23 protein-coding genes and 1 tRNA gene are annotated in these 21,025 nt (G+C 66.3%); 4 read left to right on the top strand and 20 right to left on the bottom strand.

The window, feature by feature from the left end; genetic code table 11:
- Window positions 1–130 precede the first annotated feature (130 nt).
- Both HWN72_RS04840 and HWN72_RS04835 read right to left on the bottom strand, forming a co-directional pair.
- Complete coding sequence (locus HWN72_RS04840; RefSeq protein WP_069709108.1) at window positions 131–625, bottom strand: murein L,D-transpeptidase family protein; 495 nt, start codon at window positions 623–625, stop codon at window positions 131–133.
- Window positions 626–630: 5 nt separating this feature from the next.
- Window positions 631–1,920 carry an adenylosuccinate synthase gene (locus tag HWN72_RS04835; RefSeq protein WP_008829316.1) on the bottom strand — a complete coding sequence of 430 codons (1,290 nt, stop codon included), beginning with the start codon at window positions 1,918–1,920 and terminating at the stop codon, window positions 631–633.
- 237 nt (window positions 1,921–2,157) lie between these two features.
- Between HWN72_RS04835 and HWN72_RS04830 the strand changes: the two genes are divergently transcribed.
- Entirely contained in the window at window positions 2,158–3,021 is an 864-nt protein-coding gene (locus HWN72_RS04830; RefSeq protein WP_375154511.1) for an alpha/beta hydrolase, read from the top strand.
- Here HWN72_RS04830 and HWN72_RS04825 read toward each other — a convergent pair.
- The gene (locus tag HWN72_RS04825) at window positions 3,018–4,142 is read right to left on the bottom strand and encodes an ATP phosphoribosyltransferase regulatory subunit (protein WP_008829318.1); all 1,125 of its coding nucleotides are present in this window, start codon (window positions 4,140–4,142) and stop codon (window positions 3,018–3,020) included. The two genes, HWN72_RS04830 and HWN72_RS04825, sit on opposite strands and share 4 nt — an antisense overlap.
- Before the next feature lie 158 nt (window positions 4,143–4,300).
- On the opposite strand from HWN72_RS04825, the gene HWN72_RS04820 reads away from it, so the two are divergent.
- Window positions 4,301–5,044: an EF-hand domain-containing protein gene (locus tag HWN72_RS04820; protein WP_069707493.1), complete on the top strand. Its 744-nt coding sequence runs from the start codon at window positions 4,301–4,303 to the stop codon at window positions 5,042–5,044.
- A gap of 4 nt (window positions 5,045–5,048) precedes the next feature.
- Here HWN72_RS04820 and HWN72_RS04815 read toward each other — a convergent pair whose 3' ends face one another.
- The 3 genes from HWN72_RS04815 to HWN72_RS04805 form a co-directional block, all read right to left on the bottom strand.
- Entirely contained in the window at window positions 5,049–5,957 is a 909-nt protein-coding gene (locus HWN72_RS04815; RefSeq protein WP_069707492.1) for a helix-turn-helix domain-containing GNAT family N-acetyltransferase, read from the bottom strand.
- Between the two features lie 138 nt (window positions 5,958–6,095).
- Complete coding sequence (gene serA, locus HWN72_RS04810; RefSeq protein WP_069707491.1) at window positions 6,096–7,679, bottom strand: phosphoglycerate dehydrogenase; 1,584 nt, start codon at window positions 7,677–7,679, stop codon at window positions 6,096–6,098.
- A gap of 197 nt (window positions 7,680–7,876) precedes the next feature.
- Window positions 7,877–9,022, bottom strand: a complete 1,146-nt coding sequence (locus tag HWN72_RS04805; protein WP_211149945.1) for a phosphoserine transaminase — start codon at window positions 9,020–9,022, stop codon at window positions 7,877–7,879.
- A gap of 209 nt (window positions 9,023–9,231) precedes the next feature.
- On the opposite strand from HWN72_RS04805, the gene HWN72_RS04800 reads away from it, so the two are divergent.
- Entirely contained in the window at window positions 9,232–9,897 is a 666-nt protein-coding gene (locus HWN72_RS04800; RefSeq protein ID WP_069707489.1) for an extensin family protein, read from the top strand.
- Between the two features lie 13 nt (window positions 9,898–9,910).
- Here HWN72_RS04800 and HWN72_RS31790 read toward each other — a convergent pair whose 3' ends face one another.
- From HWN72_RS31790 to HWN72_RS04750, 11 genes are all read right to left on the bottom strand, one after another.
- Window positions 9,911–10,666 (bottom strand): energy transducer TonB, encoded by a 756-nt coding sequence (locus tag HWN72_RS31790; RefSeq protein ID WP_289357644.1) that lies wholly within the window; start codon window positions 10,664–10,666, stop codon window positions 9,911–9,913.
- On the bottom strand, window positions 10,663–11,010 hold the full coding sequence (locus tag HWN72_RS30985) for a hypothetical protein (RefSeq protein WP_248005818.1): 348 nt from the start codon (window positions 11,008–11,010) through the stop codon (window positions 10,663–10,665). The genes HWN72_RS31790 and HWN72_RS30985 overlap by 4 nt, the downstream gene beginning before the upstream one ends.
- 105 nt (window positions 11,011–11,115) lie before the next feature.
- Window positions 11,116–13,068: a potassium transporter Kup gene (locus HWN72_RS04790; protein WP_069707487.1), complete on the bottom strand. Its 1,953-nt coding sequence runs from the start codon at window positions 13,066–13,068 to the stop codon at window positions 11,116–11,118.
- 124 nt (window positions 13,069–13,192) lie between these two features.
- Complete coding sequence (locus tag HWN72_RS04785) at window positions 13,193–13,873, bottom strand: tetratricopeptide repeat protein (RefSeq protein WP_069707486.1); 681 nt, start codon at window positions 13,871–13,873, stop codon at window positions 13,193–13,195.
- A complete protein-coding gene (locus HWN72_RS04780) occupies window positions 13,870–14,283 on the bottom strand; it encodes a cytochrome c-type biogenesis protein (RefSeq protein ID WP_008830270.1) in 414 nt (137 codons plus the stop codon). The genes HWN72_RS04785 and HWN72_RS04780 overlap by 4 nt, the downstream gene beginning before the upstream one ends.
- The gene (locus HWN72_RS04775; RefSeq protein WP_069707485.1) at window positions 14,280–14,831 is read right to left on the bottom strand and encodes a DsbE family thiol:disulfide interchange protein; all 552 of its coding nucleotides are present in this window, start codon (window positions 14,829–14,831) and stop codon (window positions 14,280–14,282) included. Before HWN72_RS04775 ends, HWN72_RS04780 begins: the two co-directional genes overlap by 4 nt.
- A complete protein-coding gene (locus HWN72_RS04770; protein ID WP_069707484.1) occupies window positions 14,828–16,795 on the bottom strand; it encodes a heme lyase CcmF/NrfE family subunit in 1,968 nt (655 codons plus the stop codon). The genes HWN72_RS04775 and HWN72_RS04770 overlap by 4 nt, the downstream gene beginning before the upstream one ends.
- Window positions 16,796–16,808: 13 nt before the next feature.
- A complete protein-coding gene (gene ccmE / locus HWN72_RS04765) occupies window positions 16,809–17,279 on the bottom strand; it encodes a cytochrome c maturation protein CcmE (protein WP_069707483.1) in 471 nt (156 codons plus the stop codon).
- On the bottom strand, window positions 17,279–17,419 hold the full coding sequence (locus tag HWN72_RS04760; RefSeq protein WP_197524414.1) for a hypothetical protein: 141 nt from the start codon (window positions 17,417–17,419) through the stop codon (window positions 17,279–17,281). Before HWN72_RS04760 ends, ccmE begins: the two co-directional genes overlap by 1 nt.
- Complete coding sequence (ccmC, locus tag HWN72_RS04755) at window positions 17,419–18,153, bottom strand: heme ABC transporter permease CcmC (protein WP_008830265.1); 735 nt, start codon at window positions 18,151–18,153, stop codon at window positions 17,419–17,421. The genes HWN72_RS04760 and ccmC overlap by 1 nt, the downstream gene beginning before the upstream one ends.
- A 134-nt stretch (window positions 18,154–18,287) precedes the next feature.
- Window positions 18,288–18,364, bottom strand: a tRNA-His gene (locus HWN72_RS04750).
- Window positions 18,365–18,542: 178 nt separating this feature from the next.
- On the opposite strand from HWN72_RS04750, the gene HWN72_RS04745 reads away from it, so the two are divergent.
- Window positions 18,543–19,175 (top strand): 2OG-Fe(II) oxygenase, encoded by a 633-nt coding sequence (locus HWN72_RS04745; RefSeq protein ID WP_069707482.1) that lies wholly within the window; start codon window positions 18,543–18,545, stop codon window positions 19,173–19,175.
- A gap of 142 nt (window positions 19,176–19,317) precedes the next feature.
- On the opposite strand, the gene HWN72_RS04740 is transcribed toward HWN72_RS04745, so the two are convergent.
- The 3 genes from HWN72_RS04740 to fabZ all read right to left on the bottom strand — a co-directional run bounded on the left by HWN72_RS04740 (window position 19,318) and on the right by fabZ (window position 21,010).
- Window positions 19,318–19,887, bottom strand: a complete 570-nt coding sequence (locus HWN72_RS04740) for a superoxide dismutase family protein (protein WP_069707481.1) — start codon at window positions 19,885–19,887, stop codon at window positions 19,318–19,320.
- A 220-nt stretch (window positions 19,888–20,107) separates the two neighbouring features.
- Entirely contained in the window at window positions 20,108–20,335 is a 228-nt protein-coding gene (rpmE, locus tag HWN72_RS04735) for a 50S ribosomal protein L31 (RefSeq protein ID WP_008830262.1), read from the bottom strand.
- A gap of 222 nt (window positions 20,336–20,557) precedes the next feature.
- Window positions 20,558–21,010, bottom strand: a complete 453-nt coding sequence (gene fabZ / locus HWN72_RS04730; protein WP_069707480.1) for a 3-hydroxyacyl-ACP dehydratase FabZ — start codon at window positions 21,008–21,010, stop codon at window positions 20,558–20,560.
- Window positions 21,011–21,025 lie beyond the last annotated feature (15 nt).

Genomic DNA, 21,025 nt, shown 5'->3' with positions numbered 1-21,025 from the left:
TTTGGGCCACTTCGTCGTCCCGGACTTGATCCGGGACCGGTGGCAGTGAACGGCCCATGTCGCTGCGTGAAGCTATTGCTCACCTAAAGACGGCCACCGGTCCCGGATCAAGTCCGGGACGACGCGACATTCAGGGTTCGATCTCGATGGGGGTGCCGTCGGCCACGACTTCCCACAGAGCCTCAATCTCTTCGTCGGAAACCGCAATGCAGCCGTCGGTCCAGTCGCCGGGTACACGCCCCTCAGCCCAATCGTTCGGCTGACCGTGAATCATGATCATCCCGCCCGCAGAGCGCCCCCGCCCCGCCGCAAAGGCGCGGTCGTCGGCGTTGGGGTAAGAGATATGAAGCGAGAGATGATAGGCGCTCGCCGGGTTGCCCCAGTCGATGACATAACGCCCCTCCGGGGTCCGCTCGTCGCCTTCGAAGCGCTTGGGGCCGACGGGCTCGTCGCCGAGCTGGATATGCTCGATCACATGGACGAGGCGGCCTTCCGAGTAGAGTTCCATGATCCGCGCCGCCTTGCGTACGCGGATCATGTCGATGTCAGGCAGTTTCAAAGGCCGGGGCGCCTCGGTGGCGCCCAGCAGCAGAAGCAGCGGGGCGAACCTCAGGACGCCCCGCATCATCATCAATCCACGAAAGGATCGCGCACGAGGATGGTGTCCTCGCGCTCGGGGCTGGTGGAGACGAGCGCCACCGGCGTCTCGATCAGTTCCTGGACGCGCTGGATGTACTTGATCGCCTGCGCGGGGAGGTCCGCCCATGAACGGGCACCGGCGGTGGTGCCCTGCCAGCCGTCCATTTCCTCGTAGATCGGCTCGACCGCGGCCTGATCGGCGGCGTGGCTTGGGTAGTAATCCAGCACCTTGCCGTGCAGGCGGTAGCCGGTGCAGATCTTCACCTTGTCCATGCCGTCCAGGACGTCGACTTTCGTGAGGGCGATGCCGGTGACGCCCGAGATCGCGCAGGACTGGCGCGTCAGCACCGCGTCGAACCAGCCGCAGCGGCGCTTGCGGCCGGTGACGGTGCCGAATTCATGGCCGCGCTCACCCAGACGCTGGCCGGTCTCGTCCTCCAACTCGGTCGGGAACGGGCCGGAGCCGACGCGGGTGGTGTAGGCCTTGACGATGCCCAGCACGAAACCGGTCGCCGAGGGGCCGAGGCCCGAACCACTGGCGGCGGTGCCCGACACGGTGTTGGAGCTGGTGACGAAGGGATAGGTACCGTGATCGACGTCGAGCAGCACGCCCTGCGCGCCCTCGAACAGGATGCGCGCGCCCGCCTTGCGGACCTTGTTGAGACGCTTCCACACCGGCTGGGCGAACTGCAGCACGAAGGGCGCGATCTCGCGCAGTTCGTTGAGCAGCGCCTCGCGGTCGATAGGGGGCTGGCCGAAACCGGCGCGCAGCGCGTCGTGGTGCGCGCAGAGGCGATCGAGCTGCGGCTCCAGCGCATCGAGGTGCGCCAGATCGCAGACGCGGATCGCGCGGCGGCCGACCTTGTCCTCGTAAGCCGGGCCGATGCCGCGACCGGTGGTGCCGATCTTGCCCGCACCGGCGGCCGCTTCGCGCAGGCCGTCCAGCTCGCGGTGGACCGGCAGGATCAGCGGGCAGTTGTCCGCGATCGCGAAGTTCTCGGGATTGATCTCGACGCCCTGCCCGCGCAGCTTCTCGACTTCGGACTTGAGGTGCCACGGATCGAGCACGACGCCATTGCCGATGATCGAAAGCGTGCCGGTGACGATGCCCGAAGGCAGCAGGCTCAGCTTGTAGACCTGTTCGCCGACGACGAGCGTGTGGCCCGCGTTGTGACCGCCCTGAAAGCGCACCACTGCATCCGCCCGGCTGGCGAGCCAGTCGACGATCTTGCCTTTGCCCTCATCGCCCCACTGGGCGCCGATCACGGTAACATTTGCCATGGATATGCTCCTCCACCCTGCCACGGTGGATCCGGTATCGCCCTTCGACAGGACTCGACGATACGGATTTACGGTGGGGCAGGAGGCCCCGGCTTTTTCGGTCGGCGCCCTAAGGGCAAGGGGGGGCGGTAGTCAAGGGTCACCGGCACGAACGGGGTACTCTTCATTACACTTGGCGACTTGCCCCTGCCCGCTCCGGCCTGCGACCGTGCAGACATACCACGGGAGCATGCGACCATGAAGAAAACCCCAATGATCACGATCGGTGCCCTGCTGCTGGCGGCAGCCACGCCCGCCCTCGCGCAGCAGCGAACGGAAACGCTGAGTTACGGTACCGGAGCGCTGCAGACGCTCGATTTCTGGCCAGGAACTCAGAACGGGGCCGCGCGCAAAAAGCCTTCCCCACTGGTCGTCTTCGTTCACGGCGGTGGCTGGAAGCGCGGCGACAAGGACAGCGCCACCGGCCGCTACAAGGTCGCGCACTACACCGGTGAAGGTTACGCCTTCGCCAGCGTCAACTACCGGCTAGTCCCGGACGCGACCGTGGAGCAGCAGGCGCAGGATGTTGCCGATGCGCTCGCGGCCCTGCTCAAACAGGCGGATTCGCTAGGCATCGCGCGCGGCAAGGTCGTGCTGATGGGGCACAGCGCAGGCGCGCATCTGGTGGCGCTGGTCGGCACCGATCCGCGGTATCTGCGCAAGGCCGGACTGGCCTACTCCGACATTCGCGGCGTGATCCCGATCGACGGCGCCGCCTACGACGTCCCCGCGCAGATGCAGGACGCCGAGCGGCTGATGGGCGGTGCATATCGGCAAGCCTTCGGAACCGAGCCGTCGCGCCAGCGCGCGCTTTCGCCCACCTTGCAGGCGGCCGCGCCCAATGCGCCGCAATTCCTGCTGCTCCACGTCCAGCGCGCCGACGGCGTGCGGCAAGCCCAGGAACTGGAAGCGGCGCTGCGCAAGGCGGGCACAAAGGTCGAGCGCGAAGGCTTCCCCGGACGCGGATTGCCGGGGCACATTCAGATCAACCGCGAACTGGGCAATCCGGACTATGCCGCGACCGGCGTGGTCGATCGCTGGCTCGTCCGGGTGTTCGGCTAAAGCGCGACCGCCTCGCCGCCTTCCAGCTTGTGCGAGCAGCCCAGCGCCAGCGCATCGTCCGCTTCTGAGAGCGCGGCCACGGTCACCCAGCCGATCGCCCGCTGACGACTGGCGACCTCGCGGTCATGGCCGAGCGGGAGGAACAGGCGGCGCTCTTCGCCCGCAGCGGCGGACAGGCTCTCGATCAGCGGATCGGGATAGAGCGAGAAGCCCGTCGCGGATTCCGGATTGCGGCCGGTCTGACCAAGGATCGAATAGGTGCCACCACGCCCAAGACTGCCCGGCACGCCATCGGCGTAGATCGTGAAACCGAACCAGGACTGATACTCGAAGCCATGGCGCTCGGACGGATCGAGCGTCAGCCGCGCCTTGCCGCCGACCCGCGCGGCGATCGCCCGCAGCGCGGCAATGCGGCTGGCGAGTACACCGCCGACATCAAAGGCTGCCAGTTGCTCGATCGCGCTGTCGAACGGCCCGACGGCGTAGAGCAAAGGCAGATAGGCTTCACCGCCCGCATCGACCAGCCCGCCTGCGTCCTTGGCGTCGAGCATCTGGCGCACCGCCTCGATGTTCATGGAGGGCAGCGGCAGTGCCCCTGCGCTCAGCGTATCGACGAGGTCGGGGAGGGTGAAGTCCACCGAAACGCCCGTCGCGCCCGCCGCGCGCAGCGCCTCGATCGCCAGTTCGACGATCTCGGCCACCGCTTCGGTCGAATCGGCGCCGACGAGTTCCGCGCCCAGCTGCAGGCGCTCACGCGCCGGATCGAGGCCGTCGCCCTTGATCGTCACCACCTGCCCCGAATAGGACAGCCGCAGCGGCCGCGGCGCCTGCGCAAGGCCGGTCGCGGCGATGCGCGCGACTTGCGCGGTGATGTCGGACCGCAAGGCCAGCATCCGCATCGAGACCGGATCGACGAAGCGGAACATGCGGCGCACCTGAACGCCCGCCATGCGGTGCGCCAGTGCCTTTTCGAACTCCAGCACGGGAGTCTCGACGCGCGCGTAGCCGTGACTCGCAAGAACGTCATGCGCGGCGCGGCGCACCGTCTGGGAAGCCCATGCCTGCTGCGGCAGACGGTCGCCCAAGCCCTCGGGCAGAAGATCGCGGTCGTTTTCCTGCATAATGGCCGCGCCCTTAGCCCGCCGAAGCGCGGTTGTCGAATGTACAAATTTGCGACGATTGGCGACGAATTTTCCATCGGCTCCGGAAGGTCCAGCCGCTAAGTCGAAGCCAGGCGTCTGGCGGGACGCATCCTGTTTCAATCAACGAAGGCGCAACCATGAGCCCTGCCCGCAAGATTACCCCGCTTCTGGCCGTACTGCTGATGACACTGGCTCCACCAGCCCTTGCGCAGGGCATGGGAGGCATGGATGGCGGCATGGGCGGCGGCGGAATGGGTGGCGGTGGCATGGGCGGAGACGACATGGGCGGCGGAGGCCCTCCGGGAGGCGGCGGCGGTGCTCGCCCCCCTCAGCCGCCCAAGCCGATCAAGCGCGCGCGCTTCGACAAGATCGTCACCGACATGTTCCGCGACGCCGACACCAACCGCGACGGCACCGTAACACTCGACGAATTGCACGCGCTCGTCGAGGCGCGACGCGCGGTCATCATCAAGGAACGCTTCGCCGCAATCGACGCCGACCGCAACGGCTCGATCTCCATGGCGGAATTCAGCGCGTGGCAGAGCAAGATGGGCTCGGCCGCCACCAGCGACGATGCCGCGACCGGTGACCGAAGCGGCCCGATCGTCGAGGCCGTCATGCCCGACGTCGGCGAAGATCGCGCACTCGCGCGGTTGATCGAGCCCCTCAGCGGCACCGTCATCGCCCGCGCCAACACCAATTACGACGCAGGCGTCTCGCTGGAGGAACTGCTGGCCTACGAAGGCAAGCTGTTCGACACGGCGGACACCGACCACGACGGCTACCTGTCGATGGAAGAACTGCGCCCCAAGGGCAAGGACGGGGAGCGCATGCGCGGTCCCGGCGGCCCCGGCCCGATGGGCGGCCCGCCGCCGCGCTGATGCTTCAAAGCAACACGCGCCAGGTCTCGCCCTGAACCGGTTCGCCGAACGTATGGTGGACCTGGGTGTCGATGCACTCGAAGCCGTTGCGCGCGTAGATGCGGCGCGCGGCTTCGAGCACGGTATGCGTCCATAGCACCACCTGCCGGTAGCCCTTCTCCCGCGCGAAATCGAGGCAGCCGGCGACCAGCGCGTCGCCGATGCCCCGCCGCCGCGCGAAAGGCTCGACGTGGAGCAGGCGCAGCCGAGCGGTGCCTTCCCCCTCGTCGGTAAGGAACACCGCGCCGGCCATGACCCCGCCCAGATCCGCGACCCAGCAGCGCTCTCGCTCCGCATCGGAGTTTCGCAGGAACGCTGCAGTGGTTTCCGCCTCCACCACTTCGAGCCCATGCCCCCAACTGTGGCTTTCGGCGTAGAGCACCGACTGACGGGCCGCCACCTGACTGACTTCGCCGACCCGCGCGTCGCGGATCGTGAAGGCATCGGGCGCCTGGCGATCCAGCAGCAGCCGCGCCCGCGTCAGCGCCTGCACCAGATCGTCGCGCTCGGTCGCGCTCAGGCTTTCCAGATCGTGCGCGACAGCATCGCGCTGGCGCCCGTCGATCTCCTCGAACGCCGCCTGCCCCGCCTGCGTGAGCCGGATCGGGCGGGCGCGCGCATCACTGTCGAGCCGGTCGCGCGCGACCCAGCCCCGTTCCTCGAACCGGGCGATCATCCGGCTGAGGTAACCGCGATCGAGGCCCAGTTCGGCCTGCAGGACATTCGCCAGCACCGGCCCCAGCCGTGCGATCTCGAACAGGAGGCGCGCTTCCGGCAGGTTCGCATCGGTGTCGAGAAAGCGCGCGTCGATGGCGCCGACGTGCCGGGTGAAGAAGCGGTTGAAGGTGCGGATCGCGTCGATGGCCTGGTTCATGCGCCAGCCTTGATCGATTATGTTGACTTAGTCAACAATATCGAGAAGTGCGAGACGAACGACGCCTCCCGAACGAGAAAGGGGCCGATGCCGCAAGGCACCGACCCCTTTTCGTTGGGAGCTTGTTAAAGCGTCAGCTTAGAACGTCAGCGCCTTGACGGTCTTCACGCCCGGCAGCGCACGCGCCTGCTCAAGCAGTCCGGCCGAGAGATCGCCGTCCACCGAGAGCAACAGCACCGCTTCGCCGCCAGCCGCGCGGCGACCGAGGTTGAAGGTGCCGATGTTGATCGCGTTCTCACCCAGCAGCGTGCCGATGCGGCCGATGAAGCCCGGCGCGTCCTCGTTGACGATATAGAGCATCGAGCCGTCCAGCTCGGCCTCGACCTTGATGCCGAACATCTCGACGAGGCGCGGCTCGACGTTGTTGAACAGCGTGCCGGCCACCGAACGCTCGCCCGCTTCGGTCTTCACCGAAACGCGGATCAGAGTGTGGTAGTCGCCCTCGCGCTCGGTCTTCACTTCGCGCACTTCGAGGCCGCGCTCCTTGGCGAGGAACGGGGCGTTGACCATGTTCACCGTAGCCGACTGCACGCGCAGGAAGCCGGCGAGGACGGCGGCGGTGATGGGCTTCTGGTTCAGTTCGGCGGCGGCGCCCTCGACGTGGATCGAGATGCGCGGAACCGAGTCCACGGTCAGCTGGCCGACCATCGAACCCAGCACTTCGGCCAGCTTCATGTAGGGCTTGAGCTTGGGGGCTTCCTCGGCGCTCAGCGAGGGCATGTTGAGCGCGTTGGTGACACCGCCGTTGACGAGGTAGTCGGCCATCTGCTCGGCCACCTGGAGCGCCACGTTGACCTGCGCTTCGGTGGTCGATGCGCCCAGATGCGGGGTGCAGATGAAGTTCGGGGTGCCGAACAGCGGCGAATCCTTCGCCGGTTCGGTCTGGAACACGTCGAGAGCGGCGCCCGCGATGTGGCCCGAATCGAGGCCCGCCTTCAGCGCGGCTTCGTCCACCAGACCGCCGCGTGCGCAGTTGATGATGCGCACGCCCTTCTTGGTCTTGGCAAGGTTCTCGGCCGAGAGGATGTTGCGGGTCTGGTCGGTCAGCGGCGTGTGCAGCGTGATGAAGTCCGCCTTGGCCAGCAGCGTTTCGAGGTCCGCCTTCTCGACGCCCATTTCCACGGCGCGCTCAGGCGTCAGGAACGGGTCGAAGGCGACGACCTTCATGCGCAGGCCCAGCGCACGGCTGGCGACGATCGAGCCGATGTTGCCCGCGCCGATGAGGCCGAGCGTCTTGCCGGTGACTTCGACGCCCATGAAGCCGTTCTTCGGCCAGGTGCCGGCCTGCGTCTGGGCGTTCGCCTCGGGCAGCTGGCGGGCGAGCGCGAACATCAGCGCGATGGCGTGCTCCGCGGTGGTGATCGAGTTGCCGAACGGGGTGTTCATCACCACCACGCCCTGCGCCGAGGCAGCCGGGATATCGACGTTGTCGACGCCGATGCCGGCGCGGCCGATGACCTTGAGGTTCTTGGCGGCGGCCAGCATTTCCTTGGTCACCTTGGTCGACGAACGGATGGCGAGGCCATCGTATTCACCGATGCGGGCGATCTGCTGTTCCGGATTCTCGCCGGTGATGACGTCGACGTCGCAGCCCATCTCTTCGAAGATGCGGGCGGCGTTGGGGTCCATCTTGTCGGAAATGAGGACTTTGGGCTTGGTCATGGAATGTGTTCCTTCACGCTGGCCGTAAGGGAGGCCATGGCGGAGTGAAATTCTCGAATAAAATCGCGGAGTAAAACTCGATCACGCGGTAAAATCCCCGTCATCCCAGCGTAGGCTGGGACCGCAATCGGCCTTGCACGAGATGTCGCGCGTGGCGGCCAGCGGTCCCAGCTTTCGCTGGGATGACGGCGGTATTTTTACGCCGCGACCTGTTCGGCCTTGACGGTGGCGTAGGCCCAGTCGAGCCAGGGACCGAGATCCTCGACGTCCTGGGTGTCGACCGTGGCACCGCACCAGATGCGCAGGCCCGCAGGGGCATCGCGGTATCCGGCGACGTCGTAGGCGGCGTCCTGCTTTTCGAGCAGGGCGGCGAACTTCTTGATGAAGTCGGCGTCGGCACCTTCGACGGTCAGGCACACCGAGGTCTTCGAACGGGTCGCCTCGTCCACCGCAAGGTGGTCCAGCCAGTCACGCTCGGCGACGATCTTGCCAAGGGCAGCGGCGTTGGCGTCCGAACGGGCCTTCAGACCTTCCAGACCGCCCAGCGACTTCGACCATTCCAGCGCGAAGATCGCGTCCTCGACGGCGAGCATCGAGGGGGTGTTGATCGTCTCGCCCTTGAACACGCCCTCTGCGAGCTTGCCCTTGGAAACGAGGCGGAACACCTTGGGGAGCGGCCATGCCGGGGTGTAGGTTTCCAGACGCTCGACCGCGCGGGGGCCGAGGATGAGGACGCCGTGACCGCCCTCGCCGCCCAGAACCTTCTGCCAGGAGAAGGTGGCGACGTCGATCTTCGACCAGTCGATGTCGTAGGCAAACACCGCCGAGGTCGAGTCGGCGAAAGTCAGGCCCTCGCGGTCGTCGGGGATGAAGTCGGCGTTCGGAACGCGCACGCCCGAGGTGGTGCCGTTCCAGGTGAACAGCACGTCGGTGCTGAAATCGATCTGGGTGAGGTCAGGCAGCTGGCCGTAGTCGGCGCGGATCACGGTGGGATCGAGCTTGAGCTGCTTGGCAGCGTCCGTCACCCAGCCTTCGCCGAAGCTTTCCCAGGCAACCGTGGTCACGGCGCGCTGGCCGAGCATGGTCCACATGGCCATCTCGAAGGCGCCGGTGTCGGAACCCGGGACGATGCCGATGCGGTGGGTATCCGGCAGCTGCAGCACTTCGCGCATCAGGTCGATGCAGTAGGCGAGGCGAGTCTTGCCGATCTTCGCACGGTGCGAACGACCCAGCGATTCGGTGGCGAGCTTTTCGGGGGAATAGCCGGGCGGCTTGGCGCAAGGTCCGGAAGAGAACTGCGGACGAGCAGGTTTACGCGCGGGAACGGCAATCAAATCAGTCATTTCTGACTCTCCTTACAGAGAGCACGCGCGGCGTTGGGACCGCGTGGCCCGGAGCCGCTCCTAGTGGCACCCACGGGGATGTCAATCGTCTTGCAGGCCAAAGGGCGGTCAGTTCACTGTGTAAAACGGTCGCATGCATATGGCGCCCTGCCGCCGTGTAAGGCACGGATAAGCGCAGGTTAAGGCACTCCCCCCAAGAGCTTGGACCCATGCGCAGAATTTTGTTCACCCTCCCCCTGCTCGCCGTGCTCAGCGGGTGCATCGACCGTCCGGCGCCTTCGAACCGACGGCCGAATCACACGGCGAGTCGCCCCCGACCCTCGCCGCCGCGCCCCGAACTGCGGCAGTGCCTCTCTACGCTGAGCGCACAGCAGGCCGTATTCACCCCGGTCGAGGATCGCTGGTACGGCAACGCCTGCTCCACGGTGGGAACGGTGAAGCTGGCTGCGCTGAACACCGACGACGCCACTGTGACCGTATCCGGGCTCGGCCCCGTGACCTGCGCAACCTCGACAGCCTTCGCGGGCTGGGCACGCTACGGCGTTGACCGCGCGGCACAGCAGATCCTCGGCAGCCGTCTGGTGAAAATAGAGACGTTCGGCAGCTATTCATGCCGCAACGTTGCGGGCACCGCGCGCCGGTCCGGCCATGCCAGCGCCAATGCCATCGACGTCTCCGGCTTCGTCCTCGGCGACGGGCGACGCATCACCGTGTTGCAAGACTGGAACGGCGGCACCCCGGCCGAGCGCCGCTTCCTGCGCGTGGTCCACGACAGCGCCTGCAAGCGCTTCGGCACGACGCTGGGACCGCAGTACAACGCCGCGCACGAGAACCACTTCCATCTTGAGGCCGACGGCGCGGATTTCTGCCGCTAGAGTGCTGCCTCTGTCAGTCGCCGGTCACGATCGGCTGCGCATTGTCAGTGTCAGCCCCTGCCACGTCAGGCTTGATCACGAAGCGGACACGATCGACACAGCCGCTGCTGCCCTCCTGTGAAGCCGCCGCCTTGGCGGACTGGATCATTTGCACCGCCTGTCGTCCGAAGTCATCACTCGGTTCGGCGGCAAGCACGGACGCATTGCCGACCGCGCCCCACGGCGCCACATCGTAGCGCACCACGGCCCAGCCCTCGATCCGGCGACGGTTGTAGGCGGCCGGGAAACGCAGCACCGGGGCAGTGGTCCACTCCCGCCCGGTGGAACAGGTTTCGCCCGACTTGAACGCATTTTTATCAGGCATCGGCGGTGCAGCCATCACCTCGGGCGCCCGCCAGTAAGGATAGGAACAGCCCGTTCGTGCGCCGCCGGTAAAGCGCGATTCCTGAACCGCCTTCACGCTTGCCTGATCCAGCGCCTTGTTGCCGGTCCCGGTCTGCACCCGCACGTTCAACGGCTTGCCCGATGCGTCGGTATCGTAAGCGATCATCGACCAGTCCCTGACGCCGGGAGTCGCGGGCAGTTTGTCGAAGTCCGGGTAGGCGCGCATAAGCGGCTGCGGACGCGGCGCCTGCCCGCAGTTGCCAGCCTCTTGAATACGGTCCCACCCCTGCTGCGGCAGGCGTCCGCTCAACGGGGTCACGCTGTAGGAAACAAGGTCAGCGACCGGAGCCGCGGCGAACGGTTCGATCTGCGCCGTGTACGTCACCGAGCAGGCCGAGCGCGCCTTGGCCGGAAAGCGGCTGGCCGCCAGCGACGGCGCAATGTCGTCATTGGGGACGTAGCGCGATCCTCTCGCGTGATCGAGATGGGCCGCCCACTGCCGTCGATATCGAAGCGCAGCGTCACCGATTGACGGCTGTTCGAACCGCGCCAGCCAATCGTGCCCAGCGGACGGCGGATCGGCTTGCCCACTGCAGCGCCGCCATCGCACCGGACTTCGCCCGGCATCCAGGTGGCGAGCCCCCGCTCCGCCGGGCCCGTTGAAACCGGAGAATGCGGCACGGGCGGCGCAGCGGCCAGAACCAGAAACGCCAGAGCAGCTGCCACCATGCCTGATCTCCTCACTCGAGATCGTCAGGCTAACATGCTGGGAAGACAGAACAAGGACGTATCGGCGCCATATCCGCACAGGTTGAGCGCCGAAATCGATGCAGTTCAGATTTCCAGCTGGCTGCCCAGTTCGACCACGCGGTTCGTGGGCAAGCGGAAGAACTCCATCGCGCTCGCCGCATTGCGCATCATCCACGCGAACAGCTTTTCGCGCCAGATCGCCATGCCGGGCTTTTCCGAGGGCACCAGCGTCTGGCGTGAGAGGAAGAAGCTGGTCTTCATCATCTCGAACGGCCCCCCACAGAACGGCGCATGGGCGAGCGCAGCGGGAATATCGGTCTCCTCCATGAAGCCGTAGCGCAGCGTCAATCGGTAGAAGCCCTGCCCCAGATCGACGACGGTGAAGCGGTCCTGCGGCTCCACGTAGGGGCCGTCCTGCACTTCCACCGTCAGCACCACGACGCGCTCATGCAATACCTTGTTGTGCTTGATGTTGTGCAGCAGCGCCGAGGGCACGCCCATGTTGCTGGAGGCCATGAAGATCGCCGTGCCCGGCACCCGCGCGGCGCTGCCGTGGGCGCTCTTGGCGAAGACGTTGAGCGGCAGCGCGGCCTCGGTCATGCGGTCGCGCATCAGGCGGCGGCCCTTGTTCCACGTCGTCAGCAGGGTGAAGGCGATGCCGCCGATCATCAGCGGAAACCAGCCGCCGTCGGGGATCTTGGTGGCGTTGGCGGCGAAGTAGGCGCCATCGACCACGAAGAAGGTGACGATCACCGGGATCGCCAGCGCCTTGTGCCACTTCCACACGACCAGCAGCATCACCGCCATCAGGCAGGTGTCGATCAGCATCGCGCCGGTCACCGCAATGCCGTAGGCCGAGGCGAGGTTCGACGAGTTCTGGAACACCAGGACCAGCACGATCACGCCGGTCATCAGCGCCCAGTTGACGAAGGGGATGTAGATCTGCCCCGCCTCGTGCTCGCTGGTGTGGCGGGTCGAGAGCCGCGGGATGAAGCCCAGTTGCATCGCCTGATGGGTGATCGAGAACGCGCCCGAGATCACCGCCTGGCTGGCGATGAAGGTGGCGCAGGTCGCCAGGATCACCAGCGGCAGGCGCAGCGATTCGGGGGCGAGGTTGAAGAACGGGTTCTCCATCGCGACGGCCGCCTGCGCGTCGTCGAGACCGAGGATCATCGCCGCCTGACCGAAGTAGTTGATGAGCAGGCAGGGCATCACGAAGGCGAACCACGACAGCCGCAGCGGGCCGCGCCCGAAGTGCCCCATGTCGGCATAAAGCGCCTCCGCCCCCGTCACCGCCAGCACGACCGAGCCAAGCGCGAGGAAGCCGAGGATCTTGTCGGTCAGGAAGAACTGGATCGCGTACCACGGGTTCAGCGCCACCAGCACCTCGGGCATCTGAACCAGATGGTAGATGCCCAGCACCGCGAGCACGGTGAAGTAGGTCACCATGACCGGCGCGAACAGCGCGCCGATCTTGGCGGTGCCGCTCTTCTGGATGACGAACAGCGCGATCAGCAGCACCAGCGCGATCGGCAGCACGAAGGGCGCGAGGTCCGACTGGACGACGGTGAGGCCCTCGACCGCCGAGAGCACCGAAACCGCCGGGGTAATCATCGAATCGCCGTAGAACAGCGAGGTCGCGAAGACGCCGAGCAGTACCACCAGCGGCCCGTAGCCGGACTTGCGGATCGCGCCCGAGATCAACGCAACGAGCGCGAGGCTGCCGCCCTGCCCCTTGTTGTCCGCGCGCATCAGTACGCCGACGTACTGCACCGACACCACCAGCGTCATCGACCAGAAGATCAGGCTGACGACGCCGAGTACGTGCAGTTCGTCGATCGCCAACGGATGCGGGCCGACGAAGGTTTCGCGGAAGGCATAGAGGGGGCTGGTGCCGATGTCGCCGAAGACGACGCCGACCGCGCCAAGCGCGAGCTTGGTGATATTGCCCGAGCCCTGGCCGTGATGGCCGCCCGAACTGTGAGACTCACCCGCCGTCGAAGGAACGTAAGGTGTGTCTGCTAGAGAATCACTCATTCATGCGTCCTGTAATGGACTCGCAGACACGCTAGAGCGGCTGCGGCAGGCTTGCGCCGTTAGCAGCATGAATGGGGCCAAGCAACGATACTTACAATCCCCGCGCCCGGCGGCAATGTTCCGTTCAGGGATTGGCCGGGCCGGGCTGAACGGGCGCCGATTCGGTCGGGGCCTGACCGTTTTGCGCCACGATCGCGGCGTCGAGGCGCATCAGTTGCTGGGCGAGCGGCAGGCGCCATGGCGCATCCTCGGGTGCGGTCTTCACAACATCCACCCACAAGGCACGCGCCTCGGCGAGTTTCCCCTCGCGCGCATAGGCGAGGCCGAGGAAGAATCGTGCGCCCGGCGCATCCGGCTCCGCGTCGATCGCACGCTGGTAGGCGTAGAGCGCGGGCGGCGTCAGCATGTTGTCTGCGTGGGCGACCAGCGAATTGGCCAGCGCCAGCCAGGCGTCGGCGTTCTTGGGGTCATCCTCGATCGCCCCGCGAAGGACTTCGGCGGCATCGGCATACTGACCGTTGCGAGCGAGGCCATCGGCGATCACCACCCAGCGGTTGTTGGTCGGGATGCCGCTATTGGTGACCTTGGCGCGGCCTTCGACAAGCGCGGCGGGGTCGGCGGACACGGACTCGGCCGAATCCTTCGGCGCTCCTGCCAAGCTCGGCGAGCCCTGCGTCACGTATCCCGCGATGCCGAGCAGCAGCGCCGAAGCCACCGCCTCGCGGCATCCGCGCGGCACTTTGAATACGAAAAGCAACACCGCCAGCACGAGGGCGGCTAGGCCGATCACGAAAACCCAGGTCACTGCCCTGCTCCTTTTGCGGAAAAGCGGCGCCGTAGCAGCAGGAAGGCGATGAGGAGCAGCACGCCCGGCACCGCGAACAGCGGCCAGGTCAGGCCGGTGAGCTGAGGTGCATAGCTGACGTAGTCGCCGTAGCGCTCGATCAGCCAGGCGCGGATCTGTTCGGGAGTCTCGCCCGCCTTGATCCGCTCGCGCACCAGCGAGCGCATCGAACCCGCGATCGGCGCGTCCGAATCCGCAATCGACTGGCCCTGGCACTGAAGGCAGCGCAGGGTTTCCATGAGATCCTGCGCCTTGGTTTCCTGCGCCGGATCATCGAGCTGACGATAGGCGTAAGGCGCAGTGGACTGCTCCTCCTGTGCGAACACGGGAGCCGCGAGAGCCAGCGCAACGAGAGCGATCAGGCGCTTCACTGGCCCGCCTCCTTCAGCTTCTCAAGCAGCAGCCCGAGGTGCTCGGGCCGGATTTCGCCGATGTGCTGGTAGACAATCGTGCCCTTGCCATCGACCACGTAAGTCTCCGGAACGCCGGACGAGCCGAGCGCCAGTTGCACTTTCCCGTCATCGTCCGCGCCGATGCGCTGGAACGGGTCGCCGTTCGTTTGAAGGAAGCCCTGCAGGTTCTCGGTCGTGTCGCGCACCGAGATGCCTTCGATCGGCACCCCGGCCTTGGCCAGCGCTCCGAGTTGCGGCGCCTCGACGCGGCAGGGAATGCACCAGCTGGCGAACACGTTGACGAGGTGCGGCTTGCCGTTGGCAAGCACCTTGCTGTCAAGGCCGGGCCGTCCCGGCAAGGCGGCAGGCAGATCGAACTGCGGCATCGACTTACCGACGAGCGCGGAGGCGACATTGCGGTCCGCCGGGCGATAGAGCCCGACGATCACCAGCGCCACGAAGCCGAGGAACAGCGCCAGCGGCAGCCAGATCGCCCAACGAGGCGCTTTTGCGGGTAAATCGCTCATCGTCCCTGCTTCTCGCGCCGATAGGCGATCTTGTCCTTGGCCACGATCCGCCGCACGTCGGCCGCCACCCGGCCCAGCAGCGCCAGCAGGCCGCCCAGCGCGATCAGCAGACCGCCGATCCAGATCAGCGGCGCGAAAGGCTTCCACCACAAGCGCAGTTGCCAGCGCGATTGCTTCTCGCCATCGACCTTGGGCGCCTCGCCGCCGAGCACGGCGTAAAGCTGGCCATTCCAGCGCGTCAGCAGCGCCGATTCGCTAGTTTGCTGCGGCGGCGTCCAGAAGCTGCGCGACTGCGGGAGCATGCGCGTCACCTTACCGTCGATACCGTAGCGCACCAGCAGGCGCGCCTCCATCGCCGTCCAGTTCGGCCCGGCGACAGGCTCGACGGTGCCGAGCTTGACGCCCCATGGCCCGACTTGCGTGACCTCGCCCATGCGCACCGCGACCAGCTTCTCGACCGAGAAGGCGCTCTCGCTGCTCATGCCAAACAGAGCGACGGCAATGCCGAAATGCGCGACGACCATGCCCCAGATCGGCAGCGGTGTGCGGCGCAGGTTGCGGCCCTTGAGCGGCAGCAGGCTGGCCCAGCCGAGCCCGACCGAGAGCGCAAGACCGATCCAGGGCAGCAGCGCGACACCGCCCAGAACCAGCACGCCGATCCCGCCCGCGACGACCAGCATCGCCGGGATCACCAGCCCGCGCCCGACGCGCCCGAACTTGTCCCGCCGCCAGCGCAGCAACGGCCCGACCATGAGCACGACCAGCATCGGCACCGCGAACAGCGCGCTCATCGGGTTGAAGTACGGCGGCCCGACCGAAACCTTGGCTCCCATCGCCTCTGCGAACAGCGGGTAGAGCGTGCCGAACAGCACGATGCCCAGGATCGCCGAGAGCATCACGTTGTTGACCACCAGCGCGCCCTCGCGGCTGACGAAGGCAAAGCGCTCGCCCTCGGTCACCGTCGCGGCGCGCAGGCCGAACAGCACCAGCGCGCCGCCGATGTAGATCGCCAGCAGCGCGAGGATGAACGTGCCGCGCTGCGGATCGACGGCAAAGGCATGCACGCTCGTCAGGATACCCGAGCGCACCAGGAACGTGCCGATCATCGACATCGAGAACGCAACCACGCCCAGCATGATCGTCCAGGCGCGCAGTGCATTGCGCGCCGCCAGCACGCCGCACGAATGGAGCAGTGCCGTCGCCGCCAGCCAGGGCATCAGCGAGGCGTTCTCGACCGGGTCCCAGAACCACCAGCCGCCCCAGCCCAGTTCGTAATAGGCCCAGTACGAACCGGCGGTGATCCCCACGGTGAGGAATATCCACGCGCCCAGCACCCACGGGCGCATCGCCTTGGCGAACGCCGGGCCGACCTCGCGCGTCACCAGTGCGCCGATCGCGAAACTGAACGCGATCGAGAGCCCCACATAGCCCAGGTAGAGCGTCGGCGGATGGAACGCGAGGCCAAGGTCCTGCAGCAGCGGGTTGAGCCCGTTACCCTCCATCGGCACCGGCGAAAGCCGCTCGAACGGGTTGGAGGCGAGCAGCAGGAAGGCATAGAAGCCAAGGCTCACGAAAGCCTGCCCGGCCAGCGTCGCCAGCATGGTGCGTTCCGGCAAGCGCTTTTCGACGAGCGCCACGAAGGCGCCGCCCAGCCCCATGACCGTCACCCACAGGAGCATCGAGCCCTCGTGGTTGCCCCAGGCGCCGGCGATCTTGAACACCAGCGGCTTCATCGAATGCGAATTGAGCGCGACCAGCTTCACCGACAGATCGGTGACCGAAAAGACGTAGATGAGACAGGCGAAGGCCAGCAGCGCCAGCCCGCCCTGCACCACCGCCACGGGGCGCACCGCACCGCCGAGCACGGCGCCGCGCTCTGTCAGCCCCAGCGCACCGGAAACGAGTTGCAGCGCCGCCAGCGCCGCCGCCAGCCAGAGGGCGGCAAGACCTAGTTCAGCGATCATTTGGGTTCAGCGATCATTTGGTTTCTTGCATGACCTTCTGGGCCTGTTCCCTGGACATGTCCTGCATCTCGTGGGGCACGTAGTTCTCGTCATGCTTGGCGAGGAGGTTGTCGGCGACGAATGTGCCGTCCGTGCCCATCTTGCCCTCGGCGACGACGCCGGATCCCTCGACGAACAGCGAGGGCACGATGCCCTTGAAGGTCACCGGCACGCGCGCCTTGCCGTCCTGCACGGCGAAATTGATCGTCACTCCGTCCGCCGCCGTCTTGAGCGAGCCCTTCTCGACCATGCCGCCAAGGCGCACGGCGCGGCCGGGCTCGGGCGGCCTGGCGACGATCTCGCTCGGCACGTAGAAGTAGCTCGCCTGATTGCGCAGCGCCCATGCGGCGAGCAACGCCGCCCCGATGAGCACGACCAGCGCGACGATCAGCAGCACGAGGCGCTGGTGCTTGGCCTTGATCGGGCTCTTGGCGACCGTCGCCATCAGCGGTTCCTCGCCGAATCACGGCGCTTTTCTGCGCGGCGCATCGAAAGCAGCGCCCATGCGACCATCGCCAGCGTCGCGCCGATGCCGACCACATAGGCCGCGACCACGAAGGTCCATGGGTCCATCGCTTCACGCATCAGAATGCCTCCACTTCCGCGCGCGCTTTCCTGCGCAGCCGCGCCTCGGCCTGCTGCTCGGCCAGGATCGCACGCATCCGCGCCAGCACGACGCCTGCGAAGATCAGCGTGAAACCGAGCATCGCGGCAAGCAGCGGCACCAGAAAATCGCCCGACATCGCGGACTTGCCCACGGTGATGCTCGGCGGCTGGTGCTGGCTGTTCCACCAGATCACCGAGTAATGAATGATCGGCACGTTCACCGCGCCGACGAGCCCGAAGATGGCGGGCGCGCGATTCTGGCCGCCGTCCGCAGCCTCGCTCGCCTGCGACAGCGCCATCCACCCGAAGTAGAGGAACAGAAGCACCAGCATCGAGGTCAGCCGTCCGTCCCAGACCCACCATGTCCCCCACGCAGGACGCCCCCACAGCGAACCTGTAAGTAAGCAGACGGCGGTAAAAACCGCGCCCGGCACCGCGCAGGCTTTCGCCGCGATGGCCGCGAGCGGATGACGCCAGACGAGTTCGGTGAAGCTCGCACCCGCGATGCCCATCCACCCGGCCATGCCCAGCCAGGCGGCGGGCACGTGGAGATAGACGATGCGCACCGTCTCTCCCTGCAGGCGCTCGGCAGGGGCGACGAACAGCCCCCAGCCCAGCGCCGCGAAGGCGACGACCAGTCCCGTGCCCATGCACAGGGGCATCAGCCAGCGGGCGATGCGCAGAAAACGGGCGGGGTTGGCAAAGCCGTGCATGACAGGCGCGCTTCTATAGTGCGTGTTGAAAGGAGCAAGTGACTCAGATCAAAGCACAGCGCTTTTCATGCGCCAATCGGGCATTGGTATCATGATGCCGCTATGAGCATCACACTGTGGTAAAAGGGAGAAAATGGGGCGATCGATGGGGTTCGAACCCACGACCTCCGGTACCACAAACCGGCGCTCTAACCAACTGAGCTACGATCGCCACAGGCGCACTCGAGAGGCGCCGCGCCCGGCATCGGACGCTGCTGCATCCGGTGCGGAGCGCGCCTTTTGCACAGCGCGCGGATTCTTGCAAAGCAAAAATGCGGAGAGGCGAAATTTACCTGCCCGTCGCCTCGCCCGCGATTTTCCTGCGCCCTGCCCGTGGCTAAGGTCGGCGCATGGACGAACCCGGCGAATCATCGGCTGCAAGACTGCTATCCCACCCCGGCGTTCAGCGCTTTCCCTCGTCCCGGCTCGACCTGTTCATCCTGCGCGAGTTCCTTAGCGCCGAGCGCTGCGCGCAGTTGATCGACCTGATCGAGACCAACAACCGCCCCTCGACGATCGCCGACTACAACGGAGACGATGCGTTCCGCACCAGTTCGACCTGCGACTTGTCACGCAACTATCCGGTGGTCGACGAACTGGCGCAGGCGCTCTCCCGCCTTTCCGGCATCGACCTTGCCTATGCGGAACCGCTGCAGGGACAGCGCTATGAAGTCGGGCAGGAGTTCAAGGCGCACACCGATTATTTCGAGCCCGACAGCGCCGATTTCGAGAAATACTGCAAGGTTCCCGGCCAGCGGACCTGGACCTTCATGATCTACCTGAACGACGTCGAGGCCGGAGGCGCGACTCGCTTCAAGGTCATCGACAAGATGATCCAGCCCGAGACCGGCAAGCTCATCGGCTGGAACAACCGCCGCGCTGACGGCAGCTGTAACGCGGCGACGCTTCATCACGCGATGAAGGTGCGCAAGGGCCGCAAGTACGTCATCACGCAATGGTATCGCGAGCGGCCCTGGGGGTGAACCGATGGGGCTTCGACAAGCTCAGCCTGAGCGGATTTGAGAAGTTCTCTCTATTCCGCTCAGGCTGAGCTTGTCGAAGCCCCATCGGCAAAAGCCATCAGCAGCCGCCCCGGAATGAGCCCGGGACGGCTGGCAGCCCGGCTTACTTGGCCGCAGCGATCACCGCGCAAGCGATGCGCCCGCCGGCATTACCCGAAGGCTGGCTGGTGTAGTCGTCCACGCCTGCGTGGATCACCAGCGCCGAACCGTCCGCGTCGAGCAGCGACTTCGGCCCCGGCGAGAGCGTCACGCCGGAATTCAGCACCTGCGTCTTGAGCAGGCCGTCCGCGCCGACATTCTGATTCGGCATGTCACCGCCATGCGGCCCCGTAGCGACCATATAGCCGTGCTGGTGATCGCCGCCGGTGAAGTGGCCGCCCGAACTGTCGAACTTGGTCGCGGTGTCGCACACGCCCTTCTGGTGGAAGTGGAAGCCGTGCTCACCCGCCGGAATGCCCTTGGCCTCGGCGCTGACGAGGACGCCTGCCGGGGTCTCCTGCAGCATGACCATGCCGATGGTCTTGCCGTCCAGCCCAATCAGATCGGCGTGGATCATCGGCGCGGCGGCCGCCGTCGTTGCGGAATGGCCGGTATGGTCATCAGCCGCACCGGCAGCGCCGGCGAGCGAGAGCAGGACCGCCGAGGCGGCGAGGATGCGGGAGGATCGCTTCATATCGTATCTCCGGTCTTTCGGGCTGGATGGCTGCGAAACGCAGCCGCACGCATGGACGTTCCCCCGCCCCGCGTGGACATTCACGACCCTAAAGCCCTGCACATGAAAGGCAATCGCAACTGGCAATGAAATTTTGCACGCTATGCGGACAACAAAAAAGGCGGCCCCAGGGACCGCCTTCTTCGTGAAGCTGATGTTCGGAGCCTGAAGCCCCGCCCAATCAGTTCTTCTTGAGCGTGAGACCGCCGAAACGCTTGTTGAACTGGGCCACGCGGCCACCGTCCTGAAGCTGGGCCTTGCCGCCGGTCCATGCCGGGTGCGAGGTCGGGTCGATGTCCAGAACCAGCGTGTCGCCTTCCTTGCCCCAGGTCGAGCGGGTCTGGAAGGTGCTGCCGTCGGTCATCTGTACCGTGATGGTGTGGTAGTCGGGATGCGTATCGGCCTTCATGGGTCTATCTCTTTCGCATGTGGCCGGTTCCGACCGGCCTGGCTTGGAAAGCGGCGCGCTTACAGCGAAGCGGGCCTGAATGCAAGGGCGAAGAAGCCCAACCCTGCCCCTCCCGCGAGCGGCAGGGGAATGAGAGGTCCCCGCCAACACAGCCCTCCCGCTTGCGGGAGGGCCGGAAGCCTTGGCAGCTTGCTGCCTAGCCGGACGGGGTGGGCAGCAGCCTCAGGCGTCTGCGATCATCGCCGTGAAGTTGACCTCGCAGGTCACCTTGTCGTCGATGGAGGCCTTGCCCCAGAACTTGCACACGCGCGAACGCTTCTGGACGAAGCCGGTGCGCAGTGTCAGCAGGTGCCCCGGGGTCACGGGGGCGCGGAACTTCGCGTCCTCGATCGCCATGAAATACACCAGCTTGCCGGTCCCGGCGAGGCCGAGGGTCTCGATCGCGAGGATGCCCGCAGCCTGCGCCAGCGCCTCGATCTGGAGGACGCCGGGCATGATCGGTCGGCCGGGGAAGTGCCCCTGGAAGAAGTCCTCGTTGAAGCTCACCGCCTTGACCGCCTCGATCTCCTCCTCGGAGATCGAGACCACGCGGTCGACGAGCAGCATCGGGTAGCGGTGCGGAAGCGCCGCCAGGATCTTCGCGGTGTCGTACACGACTTCGGCCTTATCGCTCATGCCCGTGACGTCCGA

The sequence above is a fragment of the Novosphingobium sp. HR1a genome, from assembly GCF_015594425.1.
In the GTDB taxonomy this organism is placed as follows: Bacteria; Pseudomonadota; Alphaproteobacteria; order Sphingomonadales; family Sphingomonadaceae; genus Novosphingobium; species Novosphingobium resinovorum_A.
Note: the sequence above shows the minus strand (reverse complement) of the source record. Positions and strands in the feature narration are given on the sequence as shown.